Source organism: Nocardia lasii, from assembly GCF_042658545.1.
Lineage (GTDB): Bacteria > Actinomycetota > Actinomycetes > Mycobacteriales > Mycobacteriaceae > Nocardia > Nocardia lasii.
On record NZ_JBHSQN010000011.1, the window covers coordinates 226,420 to 242,956 of the forward strand.

17 protein-coding genes are annotated in these 16,537 nt (G+C 68.8%); 5 read left to right on the forward strand and 12 right to left on the reverse strand.

The features are described 5' to 3' along the window. Positions 1–14 precede the first annotated feature (14 nt). Genes ACFP3H_RS17110 through ACFP3H_RS17120 form a run of 3 tightly spaced genes read right to left on the reverse strand, consistent with a single transcriptional unit; the run spans position 15 to position 2,931 of the window. Positions 15–1,052: a 2-aminoethylphosphonate ABC transporter substrate-binding protein gene (locus ACFP3H_RS17110; protein WP_378606948.1), complete on the reverse strand. Its 1,038-nt coding sequence runs from the start codon at positions 1,050–1,052 to the stop codon at positions 15–17. A 56-nt stretch (positions 1,053–1,108) separates the two neighbouring features. Beyond that, positions 1,109–1,795 carry a phosphonatase-like hydrolase gene (locus ACFP3H_RS17115; protein WP_378606951.1) on the reverse strand — a complete coding sequence of 229 codons (687 nt, stop codon included), beginning with the start codon at positions 1,793–1,795 and terminating at the stop codon, positions 1,109–1,111. Between the two features lie 8 nt (positions 1,796–1,803). Beyond that, entirely contained in the window at positions 1,804–2,931 is a 1,128-nt protein-coding gene (locus tag ACFP3H_RS17120; protein ID WP_378606954.1) for a TIGR03364 family FAD-dependent oxidoreductase, read from the reverse strand. A gap of 97 nt (positions 2,932–3,028) precedes the next feature. Here ACFP3H_RS17120 and ACFP3H_RS17125 point away from each other — a divergent pair, with 97 nt between their 5' ends. Continuing rightward, positions 3,029–3,751 carry a GntR family transcriptional regulator gene (locus ACFP3H_RS17125; RefSeq protein ID WP_378606957.1) on the forward strand — a complete coding sequence of 241 codons (723 nt, stop codon included), beginning with the start codon at positions 3,029–3,031 and terminating at the stop codon, positions 3,749–3,751. Positions 3,752–3,754: 3 nt separating this feature from the next. Here ACFP3H_RS17125 and ACFP3H_RS17130 read toward each other — a convergent pair whose 3' ends face one another. Further along, complete coding sequence (locus tag ACFP3H_RS17130; RefSeq protein ID WP_378607454.1) at positions 3,755–4,114, reverse strand: DUF4254 domain-containing protein; 360 nt, start codon at positions 4,112–4,114, stop codon at positions 3,755–3,757. Positions 4,115–4,513: 399 nt separating this feature from the next. On the opposite strand from ACFP3H_RS17130, the gene ACFP3H_RS17135 reads away from it, so the two are divergent. After that, positions 4,514–5,392 (forward strand): helix-turn-helix domain-containing protein, encoded by an 879-nt coding sequence (locus tag ACFP3H_RS17135; RefSeq protein ID WP_378606960.1) that lies wholly within the window; start codon positions 4,514–4,516, stop codon positions 5,390–5,392. A gap of 3 nt (positions 5,393–5,395) precedes the next feature. Here ACFP3H_RS17135 and ACFP3H_RS17140 read toward each other — a convergent pair whose 3' ends face one another. Together ACFP3H_RS17140 and ACFP3H_RS17145 are read right to left on the reverse strand one after the other, a co-directional pair. After that, positions 5,396–5,818, reverse strand: a complete 423-nt coding sequence (locus ACFP3H_RS17140; protein WP_378606963.1) for a hypothetical protein — start codon at positions 5,816–5,818, stop codon at positions 5,396–5,398. 232 nt (positions 5,819–6,050) lie between these two features. After that, positions 6,051–7,394, reverse strand: a complete 1,344-nt coding sequence (locus ACFP3H_RS17145; protein WP_378606966.1) for a TIGR03118 family protein — start codon at positions 7,392–7,394, stop codon at positions 6,051–6,053. Between the two features lie 103 nt (positions 7,395–7,497). On the opposite strand from ACFP3H_RS17145, the gene ACFP3H_RS17150 reads away from it, so the two are divergent. Together ACFP3H_RS17150 and ACFP3H_RS17155 are read left to right on the forward strand one after the other, a co-directional pair. After that, positions 7,498–7,995, forward strand: a complete 498-nt coding sequence (locus ACFP3H_RS17150; RefSeq protein WP_378606969.1) for a peroxynitrite isomerase — start codon at positions 7,498–7,500, stop codon at positions 7,993–7,995. Between the two features lie 178 nt (positions 7,996–8,173). Then, entirely contained in the window at positions 8,174–8,377 is a 204-nt protein-coding gene (locus ACFP3H_RS17155; RefSeq protein ID WP_378606972.1) for a hypothetical protein, read from the forward strand. Positions 8,378–8,399: 22 nt separating this feature from the next. Here ACFP3H_RS17155 and ACFP3H_RS17160 read toward each other — a convergent pair whose 3' ends face one another. The 5 genes from ACFP3H_RS17160 to dxr form a co-directional block, all read right to left on the reverse strand. Beyond that, the gene (locus ACFP3H_RS17160; protein WP_378606974.1) at positions 8,400–10,190 is read right to left on the reverse strand and encodes a penicillin-binding transpeptidase domain-containing protein; all 1,791 of its coding nucleotides are present in this window, start codon (positions 10,188–10,190) and stop codon (positions 8,400–8,402) included. A 76-nt stretch (positions 10,191–10,266) separates the two neighbouring features. Next, positions 10,267–11,130: a GNAT family N-acetyltransferase gene (locus tag ACFP3H_RS17165; protein WP_378606977.1), complete on the reverse strand. Its 864-nt coding sequence runs from the start codon at positions 11,128–11,130 to the stop codon at positions 10,267–10,269. A 73-nt stretch (positions 11,131–11,203) separates the two neighbouring features. After that, positions 11,204–12,358: a flavodoxin-dependent (E)-4-hydroxy-3-methylbut-2-enyl-diphosphate synthase gene (ispG, locus tag ACFP3H_RS17170; protein ID WP_378606980.1), complete on the reverse strand. Its 1,155-nt coding sequence runs from the start codon at positions 12,356–12,358 to the stop codon at positions 11,204–11,206. 115 nt (positions 12,359–12,473) lie between these two features. Further along, complete coding sequence (locus ACFP3H_RS17175; protein ID WP_378606983.1) at positions 12,474–13,673, reverse strand: M50 family metallopeptidase; 1,200 nt, start codon at positions 13,671–13,673, stop codon at positions 12,474–12,476. A gap of 253 nt (positions 13,674–13,926) precedes the next feature. Next, on the reverse strand, positions 13,927–15,120 hold the full coding sequence (gene dxr, locus ACFP3H_RS17180) for a 1-deoxy-D-xylulose-5-phosphate reductoisomerase (RefSeq protein WP_378606985.1): 1,194 nt from the start codon (positions 15,118–15,120) through the stop codon (positions 13,927–13,929). A gap of 116 nt (positions 15,121–15,236) precedes the next feature. On the opposite strand from dxr, the gene ACFP3H_RS17185 reads away from it, so the two are divergent. Further along, positions 15,237–15,506 (forward strand): DUF2631 domain-containing protein, encoded by a 270-nt coding sequence (locus tag ACFP3H_RS17185; protein WP_378606988.1) that lies wholly within the window; start codon positions 15,237–15,239, stop codon positions 15,504–15,506. Positions 15,507–15,566: 60 nt separating this feature from the next. On the opposite strand, the gene ACFP3H_RS17190 is transcribed toward ACFP3H_RS17185, so the two are convergent. Then, positions 15,567–16,529: a LysR family transcriptional regulator gene (locus tag ACFP3H_RS17190; protein WP_378606991.1), complete on the reverse strand. Its 963-nt coding sequence runs from the start codon at positions 16,527–16,529 to the stop codon at positions 15,567–15,569. Positions 16,530–16,537 lie beyond the last annotated feature (8 nt).

The window sequence follows — 16,537 nt, forward strand, 5'->3', positions numbered from 1 at the left end:
TGTCACAGCCGCGATCAGCTGCCGGTGGCCTTCTGGTACGCCGCGAGGTCGGCGTCGAGCTCGGACAGGACCTTGTCCCAGTCGACCGGGACCACCTCGACGCCGGTCAGCGCGGCGGCGGAACCACCGTCGGCCGGGGCGGCGACGTCGGTGCGGGGCGACACGGCGAAGGCGTCGGGGCCCAGCGTCGACTGGGCGGCCGGGGCCATCAGGAAGCGCATGAGCGCGGTGGCGTCGTCCTTGTGCGGGGCGCCCTTGGCCAGGCCCATCATGTACGGGACGGCGACGGTCGAACGCTTGCCGTCGGCGGCGGGGAAGAAGACGCTGAAGTTCGAGCCCTTCTCCTTGACCGTGGTCAGGTTCATCTGCACGTCACCGTTGGCGATGAGCAGCTCGCCCTTGTCGACCTTGGCTTGCAGTTTGCCGGTGGAGGAGGACGGGCCGACATTGTTGGCCTGCAGCGCGGCCAGGTAGTCCAGGGCGCCCTGCTTGCCGCGCAACTGCTGCAGCAGCACCAGCACCGCGGTGCCGTCACCGGCCTGGCCGGGGGTGGAGTACTGCAGCTTGCCCTTGTACTCGGGCTTCAGCAGGTCGTCCCAGGTCAGCGCCGAGGCGTCGACCGCGGGGTTGGCGATGAAGCACAGGAAGTTGTTCGCCATGGTCACGTAGGTGCCGTCGGCGTCCTTGGCGGCGGCGGGGATCGCGGCGGTGTCGATACCGCTGGGCTGGAGCAGGCCCGACTGCTTGGCCTTCTGGATGAACGGCGGCAGGGTGACGACGATATCGGCCTGCGGGTTGGACTGTTCCTTGTCGACCCGGTTCACCACCTCGCCCGAGCCCGCCTCCACCAGGTTCACCGCGATGCCGGTCTCCTTGGTGAACGCGTCGAACTGGTTCTTGTACCAGCCACCGACACCGTCGGCGGAGTACACGGTGACGGTCTTGCCGCTCGCGGATTCGGTGCCGGTGCCACCGCAGGCGCCGGTGAACGCCACGGCGGTGACTCCGGCCAGCAGCAACGCGGCCTTGATGAGGGAAGTACGCACGATCACAACAACTTTCGTTCAGAGGCAGGGCGACGCCGCGGCGACTACCGCGACGGCAGGTTTCAGCGGGCCGCGACCAGTGCGGGGAACTCGGCGACCGAGGCCACGACATGGGTGGCACCGGCGGCGCGCAGCTGGTCGGCGGTGTGCGCGCCGGTGAGGGTGCCCGCGACGAGGCCCGCACCGGCGGCGAGACCGGTGGCGATATCGCTGGTGGTGTCGCCGAGTACGGCGATCCGGTCGACGGCGTCGACGCCGAGGCGCAACGCGGCGGCCAGCACCATGTCGGGGTAGGGGCGGCCGCGACCGGCGTCCGAGGGGGCGAGGGTGAGGTCGACGAGGTCGGCCCAGTCGAGCGCGGCGAGCAACTTGTCCTGGGTACCGCGACTGAATCCGGTGGTCAGCGCGACCCGGACACCGGCGTCGCGCAGTGCCGTGATCGCCTCGACGGCACCGGGAATCGGGGCGATGTCGGCCTCGTCGACCAGGGCGTCGTAGGCGGTTTCGAAGGCGCGGTTGGCGTGCTGCGCGGCGGACTCGTCGCCGTCGAGCAGGGCGCGGAACACCTCGATCTTGGACTGCCCCATGGTGTCGACGACGTAGCGGCGGGCCTGTTCGCGGCGCGGGCCCTCGGTCTCGATCCCGGCGGCGGTGGCGGCGTGCTCGAAGGCGCGCAGCACCAGTCCCCCGTCGGCGACGGTGGTGCCCGCCATGTCGACCACGGCGAGTTGAATTCTGCTGTCGGGCACGGTGTTCCTCACAGTCCGATCTGGTCGGCGGTCTGGTCGCCGATGGCGGGGCCGAGGGTCATGCCGCGCCCGCCGGGGCCGGTGACGACCCAGACGTGGGTGTCGGCGCGGACCCGGGTAACGAGAGCGGTGGGATCGACGCTCTGGCTGTAGACACCGGCCCAGCGCCGCACGATCGACGGCAGCTTGCGGCCGAGCAGCGCCTCGGCGACCTCGGTGAGGTGCTCATAGGGCGCTTCGTCGACGTCGAAGGCGAACGGTTCGCTGTACTCGTGGGTGTCGCCGATGGTCAGGCCGCCGTGCAGGCGCTGCACGCACAGCAGCTGCATCTTGTGCTCGGCGGCGGTCGCGGTCTGCGACTGCTCGGCGGTGAGCGAATCCAATTGCGGGCCAGCGAAACCCGGGTAGTAGCGGAAGCTGTCGCCGTCGGCGATCGCGGTGGTGAGCGGCTCGTCCAGCGGGGCGGTCTGCATCATCTGCAGACGTACACGGCGCACCGGCAGTTCGCCGGCCAGTTCGCGGGTGAGGCCGGAGTGAGCGGCGCCGGGGCAGTGCACGACGAGGTCGGCCTCGTGGCGGCGGCCTCGATCGTCGAGAACGACCGCGCCGGAACCGGTGTCGAGTACCGAGCGGGCCTCGGTGCCCTCGTGGAAGGTGTAGCGGCCGGTCGCGGCCATGTGGGCACGCAGCGCGGGTAGTGCCTGGCGCGACTCCACGACGGCGTCGGTCGAGCAGTGCAGGCCCGCGAGGTAGTCGCCGCGCAGGGCGGGGTTGAGCGCGCGGACGCGGTCGGGGTCGAGCAGGGTGAAGCCGCGCGCGTCGGCGGTGTCGCCCGCGGCCGCGGCCTCGGCGACCGCGAGTTCGGCGGCGGTGCGCGCCAGCGTGATCGAGCCCGCGGGGCGGAAGCCGACGCCCGGCACCCGGCCGCCGATCTCCTCCCACAGCTCGCGCGAACGCAGCGTGAGCTCGAGCTCGCCCGCCGAACGGCCCGAGACCCAGACCAGACCGAAGTTGCGGACCGTCGCGCCGCGGGCCTCGCGTTCGCGTTCGAGGTGCACGACCTCGTGTCCCCTGGCTATCGCCGCCCAGGCGTGCGCGGTGCCGAGAATCCCGCCGCCGATGATGACCAATCGCATGGGATCGATACTGACAAATGGTCTAGACCGATAGGCGTGGGCAGGGCGAACGTCAGGTTAAATTTTGGTATAGACCAATCCGGGTACGCTGGGCGGCATGGCTTCACCGCACCCGACCCGAGTTCCCAAGGTGTTCCTGGTTCGCACCGAGATCGAGTCGATCCTGGCCGATCTCGAGGAAGGCGACTCGGTCCCCGCCGAACGCGACCTGGCCACCCGCTTCGGCGTCGCCCGCGAAACCGTGCGACAGGCACTGCGGGAACTGTTGGTGGAGGGTCGAATTCGCCGACGCGGGCGCGGCACCGTGGTCTCGCGCCCCAAACTGACCCAACCGCTGTCGCTGCGCTCCTATACCGAGGGCGCGATCAGCCTCGGGCGCACCCCCGGCCGCATCCTGGTCACCTGGGCGGACGTGCCCGCCGACCCGGCGACGGCCGCCGACCTCGAGGTGGCGCCGGGCACCGAGGTGATGCACCTGGAACGGGTCCTGCTCGCCGACGGTGACCGCATCGGACTGGAGAGCACCTACCTGCCGCTGCACCGCTTCGCCACCCTGCGCGGCAGCTATGACCCCACCACGTCGCTGTACGCCGCGATCCGCGCCACCGGCGTCGAATTCGCCGGTGCGCGCGAACGCATCGAAACCGTACTCGCCGCTCCGCGCGAGGCGGGGCTGCTCGAATGCACCACCGCACTACCGATGTTGCTGCTGCACCGGCGCAGTGTCGACGCCGACGGCGCACCCATCGAACGGGTGCGCTCGCTCTACCGAGGGGACCGCGTCGCCTTCGAGGCGAGACTGTCCCCCGAGCCGAACTAGCCGCTACTGCCCCGGCAACCTACGTCGTCCACCGGCCACATCGGTGACCAGATCTGTGTAACCATCCACAAGCTCGGCGAGGTGATACCAGTGCTTGTGTGTGTTGTGGCTTCGCGCGCCGTCGACGTCGATGGCCTGGTTGGCATCCACCCAGCTACGCGCCATCCGGTCCACCACCGCGCCGAGGCTCTCGGTGTGCAGGGAGGCACCGTTGCGGTGCAGCGGGATCTCCTGCACGCACCAGTCGTTGATGTCGTCGACCAGTTCGCTGCGACGGCAGTCTATTTCGGCGATCAATGCCGTATCGCGCACTTGACCGCGTCGTTCGTGCAGTTCAGCGAGCGCGTGCGCCGATCGCAACAATTCGCGATCTTGAAATCGTCGTCCTTGAAAGGCGCACAACAATTGTGGCGCGGTCGGCAGAATCCCCATCACCGGCGCGCTCATCGCACTGCCCCGAATTCACCCGACACCCAAGATTTGTCTACCAACATGATTGGCTCTCGATTCGGTTATTCCCGGTCATCTGTTCGGATTGTTCGCAACCAGGCTAACTGGATCATGCTCGCTCACAACGCGAAACGCAAGATTGCGTTATCACTCCTGCAGTAAAGCCTCCCTGACAGAACCGGCGGTCACATCCGCAGCGTCACACAGCCTTCCGGCGTGCCTCGAAGACGCGCCGAACACCATGACAATCCCTATGTCTCGTTCTTCGCCGAACACGTGACAGCGGGGCCGCGCAGCGCAATAATGCGATTCATGGCAGGCAAGCGCACCACCCTGACCGTCCGACTCCGTCGCCTCGCCGCGATGCTGCGCGAGCTGCGCGAAAGCGCCCAGCTCAGCAAGGAGGACGTGAGCGCGCGAACCGGAATCAATGTCACCACCCTGTACCGGATCGAAATGGCGCAGGCGCGTCCGCAACGTCGCACCTTGGGCGCGATGCTCGATCTGTACCAGGTGGACGACAAAATGCGCGAGGAGGCACTCAGCCTGCTGACCGACGCGCTCAAACCCGGCATGTCGCGGCCCTACGAGGGCGCGGTGTCCGAGGTGTACGCGAATTACATCAACTTCGAAGCGGAAGCGTTGTCGGCAAGGCAGTACCAGACCTCAACGGTGCCCGGTCTGCTCCAGACCTTCGCCTACGCGGCCGCGGTGATCGACACCTCCATGCCGCGCCTGGACGCCACGGTGATGGAGAGCCGCGCCCAGGCGCGCATGGATCGCGCGATCAACCTCACCAAGGAAGATCCGCTGGAACTCTGGGTCGTCATGGACGAGGCGGCGATTCGCCGCGTCGTCGGCGGGCCCGCGACGATGGCCGAACAGCTCGACCGGCTGCTCGACGAGACCAAGCGCAAGAACGTGATCCTGCAGGTACTTCCGTTCGACGCCGGCGCCCACCCCGGCATGGCAGGCTCGTTCACCCTGCTCGACTTCCGCAATCCGGTCGACCCCGAGCTGGTGTACGTGGAGAGCATGTCGGTGCACGATCTGGTCGAAGGGCATTCGGAGATCAGGCGATTCGGGGTGATCTTCGATCAGCTGCGCGCGATGGCGTTGAGTCCGCGCGATTCGGCCAAGTTGATCGCCGAGGTACGCGCCGAGATCACCAGTTCGGCCGCCGAACAGTAGTTCTCAGGACTGATAGGTGCGAGTCGGCAGGCTGCGCGCACCCGACCACAGGTCGGCGATGAGGCGCTCGTAGCTGTCGGCCAGGTGGTCGAGGCGCGTCCACGCGTCGTCGGTGGATGCGACGACGGAGCTGTGTTCGGCCAGCCGGTCGACCAGATCGCCGAGGGATTCGCCGTGTTCGTCGGCCGCGGCAGGCGGAACCGGGGCGGCGAGGATGACCCAGCGATCGATCGCGCGCATGAGCTGGGCGCGACGGCGATCGATGCGCTCGGCCTGGCCGCACGGGGTTCGCTCGCGCAGCTGGTGCAGCAGGGCCAGTTCGCCCGCCGCGTGCAGGATGGGATGGTCGTCGTGGGGTAACCCGCGAAACGCCGCCAGCAGGACGTCTCGACCGGGCAGCATTCCCGCGCGCGCAGACTGCCGCATGTCACCGCCTCCGAACGGAACCGACGACGTCCTCGGACCACACCCGCATACGACACCTCCGGCTCGAGGGCACGACACCCCGATGGAGGTGCCATCACGTGCGACGGAAACGAGTCGAACTCCGTGGATGACACGAAGCCCGACCCCTTCCCCGCTCCACTGTCCCCCAGCGCGGACCCACCGGACACTGTTTCCCACAGGACATCCGGGTTGTCCGCGCTCGTCCGGTGTTTCAGGCCAGGCGCAGACTGCCGAACAGGCCGTCCTTGCCCTGCTTGGGGCCCGCCGTGAAGTACAGGGCGTTCGGGTCGCCGAGGCTCTCGCCGTTGCCGAACATCAACGCCCTCAGCCCATCGATCTCCACCGGCTTGGCCGAGGCGTCGCGCAGGAAGTCGACGAAGGTACCGGTGGTGTCGTCGTAGGCGACCACGCGACCGAGGCCACCGAAGTTGCCGATCAGCAGCTTGCCCGACAGCGCGCCGAAGTTCGACGGCGCGATCGCCACACCCCACGGCGCGTTGAGCCGGCCACCGTCGTCGATGATGCGCACGAGCTTGCCGGTGCCGTCGAACTCGGCGACTTTGCCGCGGTCGGGCTTGCCGTCGAAGGCGCGTTCCTGGTCGGCCGCGAAGGATTCCGCCTCGGCGGCGGCGAAGGCCTCGGGATCCTTGTCGGCGGCCTTGGTCACCGCGTAGGACACGAAGACTCGGCTGCCCAGGGTGGTGATGTTGAACGGGGCGGGATCGCCCGGCGCGGCCTTCTTGCCCTTCTCCGGGGACGAGGCGTCGATGACCTCGCCGGTGGCGAACGGGTTGGCGAAACCGGTGGTCACGACCGGCTGCCAGTGCTTGTCGAAGGTGCGGACCTGCGGTTCGGTGCCGAAATCGGCGGCCAGCAGCTTGTCGCCGGAGGGGGACAGCGCCAGACCGAAGAAGGCCATGCCCTGGGCGGACCCGTCGAAGATCTGGTTCGCGCCGCCGTCGCGCCGCACGATCGCGCCGTCGGGGGCCTGCTCCGTCCAGGCCGAGATCTTGCCCGAATCGGTGGCGAAGACGTACCGCGCGGAACCGGTGAGCGGCAACGGCATTCCGTCGAGGTCGACCCACTGATCGCGCACCACGAACGCGTCGGAGTTGAGCGGCGCGGGATTGAACACCACGCCGGTGACCTTGCCGATGCTCTTGTCGGAGGTGTCGGCATCCGCACCGGGGACGCCCACGTGCGTGAACTGATCCTGAGACAGCTTCTGCAGCTTGGTATCCGAGGACGACTGCACATCGCCGAGGAACTGGAACGCCCGGCCGCCCGCGCCGACCGCGAAGTGCCCGCCCGCGCCCTTGGGCCGATCGGCCAGACCCCAGGTGTTCACCATGCCCGACACCCTGATCTGTGCCTGGTAGAAGTCCTTGTCGGCGGCCAGGTCGGTCTGGCTGTAGCGGTTGCCGTCCAGCGCGGCGACGTCGGTGGAGGGCTCGGTGTTCGAGCACGCCGCGGCGAGCAGCACCGCCGTACCGAGCACCACACCGCGCAGCAGCCCGGACCGCGCCGCGCGGGTACCCCTCACATGTCCGTTCACGTTCTTTCCTTTCGACCTTCCGCCGGACGGCATTTCAGGCGTGGCTGACCTTATCGTGAGGCGAGCCACGGTGTGTCGCCACCGCAGGTCTAGGCTGTCGGCCGTGGCCGAACCCTCCCCCGCCGTCGTCCCGCATCCCGACATCGCCGCCCTGGCACCACTTCTCGGGTCGTGGCGCGGGCGCGGCCACGGCGAGTACCCGACCATCGACTCCTTCGACTACGTCGAGGAGATCACCTTCGGGCATCTGGGCCGACCGTTCCTCACCTACCAGCAGCGGACCAAGGCCGGAGCCGACGGCAGGCCACTGCACGCCGAGACCGGCTACCTGCGCAGCCCCGCACCGGGCCGGGTGGAATTGGTGCTGGCGCATCCGACCGGAATCACCGAGATCTGCGAGGGCACGATCACCGAAACGGTCGACGGAATTCGCCTTGAATTGAACTCGACGAATATCGGCCTCAGCGAGTCGGCGAAATCGGTGAGCGCGGTCGGTCGGTCCTTTCACGTCACCGGCGACACGATCGAATACACCCTGCGCATGGCCGCGGTCGGCGAATCGTTGCAACACCATCTCGCCGCCACTCTGCAACGCGGCTGAGTGCCCTGAGCAGCGCGTTCGAACGCGCCCGCACACAGGGCAACAATTGTGTGTCGCTTACTGTCGCCGCCTGTCGCCGCCGTAACCACCGCTCTACGGTGATATATCAGCTAACCCTCAGCCAATCGAAGAAGGGCAGTCCGAAACACGTCGAGACCCTGGACGAGGGAGACGAAATATGAGGCGTTCCACACTGATCTTGACCACCGCGGGGATGATCTTGGGCGGCGCTGCCGTCATCGACGTACTCGACGGCGCCACCAGCGCCGCACCCGAACCCGTCGCCAGTTACAACGTGCTGCACGACACCGCGTCGTCGCACACCGAGAGCACCTCGCTCGCGGTGGTGCGGGGCCTGTTGGCGACCGAGAACGCCGACTGACCCGACCTCACCGCCCGCGCCGTCAGTACCCCGACGGCAGCGCCGCGAACATATCCCGGGTGACCGCGACCGCGTTGTCGGAGCTGCCACCCTTGACCAGCAGAGTCGCGAAGGCCATGTCCTCGCGATAGCCGACGAACCACGAGTGTGATCCACCGTCGACCTCGGCCTCGCCGGTCTTGCCGTATACCTCCCCCTGATCCTTGATGCGCTCGGCCGTGCCGCCGGTGACGACCATGCGCATCATCGCCCGCAGGCCGTCCACCACGTCCGGGGCGAGTTCGGGGCGATCGCCGGTGACCTCGGTCGGCCTGCCCGCGATCAGAAACGGCGTCGGAGCGGCGCCGTTGGCGACCGTGGCGGCCATGACCGCCATGCCGAACGGGCTCACCACCACCCGACCCTGCCCGATGCCGTCCTCGGCGCGCTGCACGATGCCCTCGGCGGCGGGCACCGAGCCCGACACGGTCGGCAGGCCTTCGACCCGGTAGGTCTGGCCGACGCCGAGGCGCGCGGCGGCCGTGGTGAGCGCGTCGGGCTCTAGCTTGCTGGCCAGGCGGGCGAAGGTGGTGTTGCAGGAACGCTCGTAGGCGGTCGCCATCGGCACGTCCCCGACCGAGAACATGTTGTAGTTGGGGATGGTGCGTTCGCCGATGATCGTGCTCGACGGGCAGGCCAGCACGGTCTGCGGGCCCGCCAGGCCCGCCGCCATCGCCGCCGAGGCGGTCACCGTCTTGAAGATCGAGCCCGGCGGGTACTGGCCGCTGGTGGCCACGGGTCCGTCACGGTCGGCGGCCTTGTTCTGGGCCACCGCCAGGATCGCGCCGGTGGAAGGCCTGATCACCACCATCATGGTCTGCTCGGTGCGCAGGTCGACGGCGTGCTGGGCGGAGTTCTGCACGAACCGGTCGATGCTCAGCGCGAACGACGGCGCCGGCTCGGCCGCTTCCTCGTGCAGCACGTCCAGATCGGCGCCGTCGGCGTTGCGGGTGACCACGCTCCAGCCCGCCTTGCCGTCGACCTCGGCGATCACGGTCTTGCGGACCTGGGTGAGCAGATCGGGCGCGAACTTGCGATCGGTGGGCACCATGTCCCACTCCTGGGTCAGGGTCACCCCGGGCAGGCCGATCAGCTCGCCGCCGATGGTGTCCGCCTCGTACTCGTTGAGCAGGATCACCGTGTGCGCCCCACCGGTCCGACGGGCGGCGGTGAGGATGGTCTGCGGGGTGTAGGCCACCGGATCGATGCGGCTCAGCGCCGCGGCCAGCGCGCCGGCGACCCGGGTCGGGTCGGGGGCGTCGGCCACGGTGAACTTCACCCGCGAGACCTTGCCGGGCACCAGCACGTCGCTGCCGGCGGACTCGTTGACCCGCGCGCGCGGGGCGGGACGGGTGCGCAGTTCCATGGTCTGGGTGTCGCCGAGTTGGGGGTGGATGTCGGAGGAGGTCCAGCGCACCAGCCAGCGGCCGTCGCTGCGGCCCATCTGTAGCTCGCCGGAGTAGGTCCACTGGCGGCCCTTGGGCAGGGTCCACTGGTAGGTGTAGTCCACGGTCGCGGTGTCGCCGCGCACGCGCGCGTCACCGGTGCGGATGGACAACTTCTCCGCCTGCAGGGCGTCCCACGCGGAAGTCAGTGCCGCCGTGGCCTTGTCGGGCGCGGTGGTGAGCGCGGCGGCGGCGGACAGGTCGTGCTCGGCGAAAGCCCGCGCGAAGGCGTCGGCGGCGGGCACCGGTCCCTGGGCGCCCGATGAACAGGCGGTCGCCGCCACCACGAGGGCGGCCACCGCGCAGCTGGTGAGCATCCGTGTCCTCATCGGCCAGATGGTAGCGGCGAACCGGCCCTCCACCTGGGTGCAACACGGTGTCGCCCTTGCGATTTGCCGCCGGAACTCAGTCGACCAGGACGGTGGCGAAGGTGGCGATCTGGCGAAAACCGACGCGGCTGTAGGCGCGACGGGCCACCCGGTTGTAGTCGTTGACGTAGAGACTGGCCGTACGACCCGTCGCCACAACGGCATTGGCGACCGAAGCGGTGCCCGCGGTGCCGACCCCGGAACCGCGATAGTCGGGATGCACCCAGACGCCCTGGATCTGGCCGGTCCGGCGCGACAGCGAGCCGATCTCGGCCTTGTAGACGACCACGCCGTCCTCGAAACGTGCCCAGGCCCGCCCGGATTCGATGAGGCTCTTGATCCGGCGACGATAGCCGCGACCACCGTCACCGGTGCGCGGGTCGACGCCGACCTCCTCGATGAACATGGCGATCGCGGCGGTCAGGTAGCGGTCGATCTCGTCGGGGCGCACGCGACGCACCCCGCTGTCGGCGCGCACGGTCGCGAGCTGGCCCAGCGCGAGCAGGGGTTGATCGGCGCGTAACTCGCGCGCGGGACCCCACCTCGGCAGCAACATGTCCCACAGCGGCAGGGTGAGTTCGCGGCGGCCGACCACCGAGGAACACACCCGCGGCCACCGCGCCGCCCGATCGGCGAACGCGCGCAAGGCGTGCCGGTCACCGCGCAGGGGAACCAGATTCGCACCGGAGAAACACAGGGAATCGCCGGGACCGCCACGGGTCCACAGCTCACCGACACCGCTGCGCGCGTCGAGCCCGAACTCCTGGACGCGGGCCGCGATCATGCACGAGGCCACCGGGTCATCGTCGAGGACCCGGAGCACCTCGGCCAGGTCTCGCACACTCACCGGGCGCGCGGGACCGGTCTTGGACCGTCGCGTCGGCTCCAGCAGACTCCGCACGGCATCAGCCTGCCACGAAACCACGCCCAGCGGTATGGGTCCGTCGAATCCGACGCCGGACCGTGAGAGGAACTCAGCCGACGCTGACGACGGGCTCGGCACCCGGCTGCTCGCCCATCTCCTCGGCGATGCGCATCGCCTCTTCGATCAGGGTTTCCACGATCAGATGCTCGGGCACGGTCTTGATCACCTCGCCCTTGACGAAGATCTGACCCTTGCCGTTGCCGGAGGCGACACCGAGATCGGCCTCGCGGGCCTCGCCGGGACCGTTGACGACACAGCCCATGACGGCCACCCGCAACGGCACCTCCAGCCCGTCCAGACCGGCGGCGACGGCGTCGGCCAGGGTGTACACATCCACCTGGGCGCGACCACACGACGGGCAGGACACGATCTCGAGCTTGCGCGGGCGCAGGTTCAGCGACTGCAGGATCTGGCTGCCGACCTTGATCTCCTCGGCGGGCGGCGCCGACAGCGACACGCGAATGGTGTCGCCGATGCCCTCACTGAGCAGCGCGCCGAAGGCCACCGCGGACTTGATGGTGCCCTGGAACGCCGGACCCGCCTCGGTGACGCCCAGGTGCAGCGGGTAGTCGCTGCGCGCGGCCAGCTGACGGTAGGCCTCCACCATGATCACCGGGTCGTTGTGCTTGACCGAGATCTTGATATCGCCGAAGCCGTGCTCCTCGAACAGACTCGCCTCCCACAGCGCCGACTCGACCAGCGCCTCGGGAGTGGCCTTGCCGTACTTCTCCAACATCCGCTTGTCCAGGGAACCGGCATTGACACCGATGCGGATCGGGATGCCCGCGGCGGCCGCGGCCTTGGCCACCTCGCCGACCCGGCCGTCGAACTCCTTGATGTTGCCCGGATTCACCCGCACCGCGGCACACCCGGCATCGATCGCGGCGAAGATGTAGCGCGGCTGGAAGTGGATGTCGGCGATCACCGGGATCTGCGACTTCTTCGCGATCGTGGCCAGCGCGTCGGCGTCCTCCTGGCGCGGACAGGCCACCCGCACGATGTCACAGCCCGAGGCGGTGAGCTCGGCGATCTGCTGCAGGGTGGCGTTGACGTCGTGGGTCTTGGTCGTGGTCATCGACTGCACCGAGATCGGCGAGTCACTGCCGACGCCGACCGAACCGACCATGAGTTGGCGGGTCTTGCGCCGGGGTGCGAGAACAGCAGCGGGGGCGGCCGGCATCCCCAATCCGATTGTGGTGGTCACGTTCGGCTGCCTTCTTTCCTTACGTTCTCGAGTCGACCAGGGCTTCGGTGTCGAGCTTAGTCGCGCGCGGTGACCGGTCGCCGTGTGAGGGCCACGACACCGGCCATCGTGTGTGTCAGCGCAGGCTGATCGGGTTGACGATGTCGGCGGCCAGGGTGAGCAGCATGAACGCGCCGCCGATCACCACCGCCACATACGTCAACGGCAACAGCTTGAGGTAGTCGACCGGGCCGGAAGGGGCCTTGCCGAGCCAGCCGCGAATCGTATTGCGGATCTTCTCGTAGAGCACCACCGCGATATGACCGCCGTCGAGCGGCAACAACGGCAACAGGTTGAACGCGCCGAGGAAGAAGTTCAGGCTCGCCAGGATCAGGATGAACATGCCCCACAGGCCACGCTCGGCGGTCTCGCCACCGAGCCGGCTGGCGCCGTAGACGCTGACCGGGGTCTCCGGGTCGCGCTCGCCGCCGGTGACGGCCTCCCACAGGGCCGAGACCTTCTGCGGCATCTTGGCCAGCGACTTCACCGTCTCGACGAGGAAGTCGCCGGTGAACGAGATCGTCGCCGGAATCGCGGCCACCACGCCGTACTGCTTGGGCGGGGCGAAGGGCGCGGGACCGACACCGACCGCGCTCACCTCGCGACTGGCGCCCTCCTTGGGCGAGCGCACGACCCGCTCGGGAGTCACCGGCACGGTCAGAGTCTGGCCGCCGCGTTCGATCGTGTAGTCGAAGGGGCCGGTCTGCTTCTGGGTCTCGAGCTGGAACTGCGCCCAGGTGCTCACCTCGACCCCGTTCACGGCCTTGACCACGTCACCGGACTGCAGACCCGCGCGCTGGGCGGGACCGGTACCGGTGCAGGGCGCCAGCGTCTTGTCCGGGTTCTCCTGCGCGACGCAGCTCATCGCACCCAACTGGGTCGCGGGCGGCTGGTCCAAGGTCGGCAGACCCCAACCGATCGCCAGAATCACCAACAGGATGAACCCCAACAGGAAGTTCATCGCGATACCGCCGAACATCACGACCAGACGCTTCCAGGTCGCCTGCCGATACATCGCCCGGTCGACCTCCTCCGGCTCGAGCTCGTCGAGCGCGGTCATGCCCGCGATATCGCAGAAACCACCCAGCGGCAGCGCCTTGAGGCCGTACTCGGTCTCCCCGCGACGAAACGAGAACACCTTCGGCCCGAAGCCGATGAAGTAGCGGCGCACCTTCATCCCGGTGGCCTGCGCGGCCCACATGTGCCCACACTCGTGCAGCGCGATCGAGATCGTGATACCGAGGGCGAACAGTGCGAACCCCAGCGCGAATACCATCTGGCTCCTGTGTTCATGGCGGCTGGCGCCGCGGGGTTTCGGCCTGGGTCCCCCGAATCCGAGGGGCGATACTTCGGCTTCGCCGTTACGTCTCGCCCCTCGGATCCGGGGCGGCCGAAACCCGTGGTGGTCTGGTTGGGAGTCCGTAGGGGGGCTCGTCAGGTGGTGCGTTTCACTCGCGACAGTGGTGCTGTGTTTGTCGGCAGGGTGATCTTGCGCTTTGTTTTGTCGTGTCTTGTCTTGTCGTGTCTTGTCAGGGTGCGGTTTTTTCGTTGATGGTCTTCGTGGCGAACTCTCTTGCCCAGAGGTCTGCCGCTAAGACGTCGTCCAGGGTATCGGGTTCGGCTCGCCAGCGGTCCGCGGCCTCTACGGCGCGGGTGACGGTGCGCACGATCGCGGGGAAGGTGATCGTGCCGTCGAGGAAGGCTTGGACGGCTACCTCGTTGGCGGCGTTGTAGACGGCGGTGACGCTGCCGCCCGCTTCGCCTGCCTGTCTGGCCAGGGCCACCGCGGGGAAGACCGCGTCGTCCAGTGGTTCGAAGGTCCAGGTGGACGCGGTGCCGAAATCGCAGGGGGTGGCGGCGCCGGGGATGCGGTCGGGCCAGCCGAGGGCCAGGGCGATGGGCAGTCTCATGTCGGGGGGGCTGGCTTGGGCCAGGGTCGAGCCGTCGGTGAAGGTGACCATCGAGTGGACGATCGACTGCGGGTGCACGGTGACGTCGATGCGGTCGTACGGGACGCCGAAGAGCAGGTGCGTCTCGATCAGCTCGAGGCCCTTGTTGACCAGCGAGGCCGAGTTCAGGGTGTTCATCGGGCCCATCGACCAGGTCGGGTGGGTCTTCGCCTCGTCGGGGTTCACCGATTCGAGCATCTCGGTGGTCCAACCACGGAACGGGCCGCCCGAGGCGGTCAGCACCAGGCGGTCGACCTCCTCGGCGCGACCGCCACGCAGACACTGAGCCAGGGCCGAGTGCTCGGAGTCGACCGGCACGATCTGGCCGGGCGCGGCCGCCCGCATCACCAGCGAACCGCCGGCGACCAGAGATTCCTTGTTGGCCAACGCCAACCGCGTGCCTGCCTCGAGGGTGGCCAGGGTGGGCTCGAGGCCCAGCGAGCCGACCAGCGCGTTGAGCACGACATCGGCCTCGGTGCGGCGCACCAGCTCGGTCACCGCGCCCGGACCGCCGAGGGACAGCTCGAGCGCCGCCGCCACGCGCGGATCGGCCACGGCCGCGTTGCGGGTGCCGGTCGCGGCCATCTGCTCGGCCAGCAACGCCGGATTGCCGCCGCCCGCCGCCAGACCGACCACCTCGAACCGGTCGGGGTTGGCGGCGATCACCTCGAGCGCCTGGGTGCCGATCGACCCGGTACTGCCCAGAAGCAGCACCTTCACCCGATCGGGGGACTGGGAATCACCGTGCGCGGCACGGGCTGCGGGCTGGGACACGGCCCCATTGTGGCAGGGCTGCTGGCTACGACGGACGGTCGTATGCCACGATAAGGCCCAGGCATGCGCAGGCGTGCCCCTCGCGCACCCAGAACTCGAGCCCATAAGGAGCGATCGTGGCAGCCACGGACCTCGACAAAGCCAGCACCGAGCGCGCCGTCGCCACCAGCGTCGACCCGGCCGAGGTGCCCTCGGCCGCATGGGGCTGGAGCGGTGAGTCGCGCAAGACCTTCCAGATCGCGGGTTGGGTCGTCGTCATCGCCCTGCTCGGCATGACCATCGGCAACCACCAGGGCCACGTCGAGGACCTGTTCCTCATCGGCCTCGCCGCGCTGATGGCGGTCGTGCTGATCGTCGACTCGCTCACCCACCGCCTCCCGAAGTAGGCCCCGAACGCCGAACGCCTGCGGCAGCGATTCCGATCGCACCGCAGGCGTTTTCGTCGGTCAGCGACCCCGACGCGCCGGTTTGCGACCGCGCGCCACCGGCTTCTTCGGTGCCGGTTTCTTGGCGGCGGCCTTCTTGGGCGCGGCCTTGCGGGCCGGAGCCTGCGCGCGCTGTTCCGGTTCGGCCACCCCGCCACGCGAACTGTTGGCCGAACGACCCCGCACGATCCCGACGAACTCCTCGAGCAGTTCGGTGTCGGAGCCGACGGGCCAGGCCAGCGCGATCTCGGTGAACTCGGTCTCGCTGATCGGCCGGTACACCAGGTCGCGGCGATGATGCAGGCGCGCGATCGACTGCGGCACGATCGCCGCCCCGCCCACCGCGGCCACCAGCGCGAGAATGTCGACGGCCTGATCGAGATCGGCGGCGTCCTGGATCGTCTCCCGCGCCAGATCCGCCGGACTGATCGTCGCGAGCAACGACAGCTCGTCGTCCTTCTGCACGACCGCGACCGGCGTCTCCTGCCACAGCGGGATCGCGTTCATCGCGGTCCGATCCAGCGGCAACCGCACGAAGCACAGGTCGACGCGCCCCTCCCGCAACGCCGCCTCCTGCTCCCCCTGCGCCACACCGACGACCTCGAGCGGATGATCGGGCAGCCGGTCGCCCCAGATCCTGGCCCACTTCGACACCGTCACCCCCGGCACGAAACCGACCCGCAGACTCGCGGGCGCCTCCGGCTTCTGTTCACGCTCGGCCTGCTCCCGCGCCCGGATGAGGTCCCTGGCGCGCGCGAGCAGGGCGTGACCGTCGTCGGTGAGCTCGGTCGGCGAGGCGCCCGGCACGAACACGCGGGTGCCGAGTTCTTCCTCGAGCTCGATCACGGTGGCGCTGAGCGCCTGCCGAGGAATCCGCAGCGCCTTGGCCGCGCGCGCGAAGTGCAGTTCCTCGGCGACGGCGACGAAGCGACGCAACCGGGTCAGGTCGATGGTGTCGGCGGCGGTGACGTCGAAGTCGCTCATTCTGAACA